This is a genomic window from Rhodohalobacter sp., assembly GCF_041686455.1.
Classification (GTDB): domain Bacteria; phylum Bacteroidota; class Rhodothermia; order Balneolales; family Balneolaceae; genus Rhodohalobacter.
Genome location: NZ_JAWLDW010000208.1, coordinates 1 through 2,757, shown reverse-complemented (window position 1 = coordinate 2,757; position 2,757 = coordinate 1). Strand labels below are relative to the sequence as shown.

Sequence of the window (2,757 nt, the reverse complement as noted above, 5' to 3'; positions counted from 1 at the left end):
CTGTCATGTCGAGCGGAGGCCTGTTTTTCAGGCCGAAGTCGAGACATCTCCTTTACTCCTTCTCACAACACCAAATGGGGCCCTCGAGCAACCAACGTTCAACTGGGCAGGCGACCCGTTACACAAGGTTTCGACCGGAGGTTTCAGGCAGCGGAGCTGTCCTTTGTTGTTGTTTGTGGAGCAGGATTCCGGACGAGGAACTGTTCTCCGAGACGATGGAAATTGGAGGTAACCTTATCGATCAGATACAAAAGTCTCATGACTAGTTTTGTTAAGTGCTATACATTAGATGAGCTATGATTTTTTGTATAACATTTTCAATATACGAGGAATATTCTATCCGGATCAAATCTACTTCAGAATGGTTTGTTAATCTATAAGTAATCTAAGGTAATAGAAGGTTATTGTCATTTCAATGACTGTTTTTATCTGTCATCTGTACTCTAGAATGGAAAGCTACAAAACAGATGATCTACTATTCTGGTGCAATTCCAACCGGTGTTACTCATCTCAAGCTTCTTTCTCATCTTCTTTGCGGGACTCTAAAGATGTGAAATAGACGTAGATCAGCTGCGATAGAATACCGGTGATCAGGGCCACTGCCGCGATCCATCCGCTGTATTGAGGATCGGCCGACAGGGAAATCCGGAGAATCACCGTACTGCTGACAAACCCCGCATTGCGAAGCAGTCTCGAGTAGGTCTGGCTGAACATGAACGACGCGATAAAGATGAAAACATCGCTGAAGATCATGATCGTGTAGAACTCGATGAAAAAGATCACGCTCAGGTCCAGCGTAAACTCCTCATCAAACACCAGCAGCCGGTACACTTCCTCCCCGAAATTCCATACAGAGACTGCGGTGAGAAGGATAAAAATAAACAGCAGAGTTACCGATACCCTCTCCTTCAGGTTTACAAACCGCTGAATCTGCTCTTCGCTGAGAAAGCTCATGCTTTTCCGCTTCAGGCTGATGTGATGAAACACGCCCACCAGGAAAAAGAGAAGCAGTCCGCTGCCCAAATCGGAGGCCAGCTGCAATATCACATCCATCTGCTCGGCCAGCTGGTCGAAATCATCAAACAGCGAGATATCCTTGAACACGTTGCGGATGACAATCAGCGAGATAATTTCATACTGCTTTTGCACCGAGTTGGTAAAGGAGAGCGGCAGGGCTAGGATCAGCAGGTACACCTCGTAGACCAGGATGATGCTGAATGGCGTGTAGAGTGCCGAGAGGTAGTTGGAGCTGAGCGGTTGAAGGATGGCGATATCTGGGAAGGTATTGCGCAGGGCGATCAGCCCGAGATGGGCAAAGAAGAGGATAAAGGAGAGGTACACGGTCCACTGTTCCGCTTTCTCTTTCACCCGGCTACTGCCCAATAGTTGATACAGCTTCGTATGATTTACCATGGCATTTGAACAGCAACACACCCCCATTCATTCCGGGAGTGGCCGCACTTGAGCCCTTAGAAATACAGAACGCTCGTCTGCCAAATTCCCCTCGTCCGGAGCTTTGCTGCATAAAGATCTTAAACTCATTTCGAACGGGACCGCCTCAATAAAACCAAATATTTCAAATAACTCTCTCTATTCGGCGGATTATTGGTGGTTACCACTTAATCCATCAATAAATTGATGGGCTATGATCTGTTTCATGGCTACGCCATTTATTCATTGAGTTAGCCATTATTCGCAAATCGGTCGTTTGCCGTTCTGTCAATCGCAGTTCAAATCCCCACCTGCATTTCACAACACACTTCACAAATCGAAATTCGATATTCGTCATTCAAAAACTTTTTCCTCGTCTCATTGCTCCACTTCATGATAACACTCCCGACTGAATACATCGAAACAGGCTCGGTTTTAACCCAGGGATAACAGATCCGCACATCCCCCGCCGAACAGAGTGCGTGGTTTGGAGTGCAAATCAGAATTGAGGAAGTGTTTTAAAATCTCATTTTCAAACACATCTCCTGTTCATTTTGTATTGATCCGCCGATAGTCGGACAGGTACAAAACGAACCAAAAAATCAAGGCCTGTTAAACCTTTATTCCAATTTCAGAGTCTGTTGGGGGCTGGTGAGTTTTTCTTTTCGCCTCCCGTCTTCTCACTTTTCTCCGCTGATTTCTCAAGGCCGGTTTTAATCTACTTATCAAAAAAATGAACAACCTCATAGAGGTGAAACACCAATAGCCCTCCCGACCAAATACGTCGGGACAGGCTGGGTTTTAACCCGGGGTAAACAAAGACACACATCTCCCTCGCCGAACAGAGAGCTTGGTTTGGAGTGCAAATCAGAATTGAGGAGGTTGTGATCTGAATGGCTTTACCAATATAACATCCTATCCAAAATCGATTCTGGTAATGAATGCAAATGTAGCGCAGCTTCCTGACATCATGTCCGCAGAGCAGGGTTCGGACGAGGGAGATCGGAGGCAACATCGTCAATCAGATACAACAATTCCTCGAAGTAGTTTTTTGGAGTGTTATTCATTAGGTGGGCTTTGATTTTTGAATAACAATTATAATATACGACGAATACCCTATCTGCATCAAATCTGATTGACAATGTGTGCCTGATATATGGGTAATATTTAATCATAGTTGATAAAAGTTGTTTGATAGTAATTTAATAGGTAGTGATTTCAACGAATAAAACAGTTTCTCTTAAAAAATGTACCCCGCCAAAAGTATTGCAGCGTTTTTCCCGATCGTAGCCGGTCACGGGAAGATCTCTCCATGCACTCTCCGCC

1 protein-coding gene is annotated in these 2,757 nt (G+C 45.0%); it reads right to left on the bottom strand.

Annotation, left to right across the window (positions count from 1 at the left end; translation table 11 throughout):
* Positions 1–510: 510 nt before the first annotated feature.
* Complete coding sequence (locus ACESM0_RS13610; protein WP_372906748.1) at positions 511–1,383, bottom strand: hypothetical protein; 873 nt, start codon at positions 1,381–1,383, stop codon at positions 511–513.
* Positions 1,384–2,757 lie beyond the last annotated feature (1,374 nt).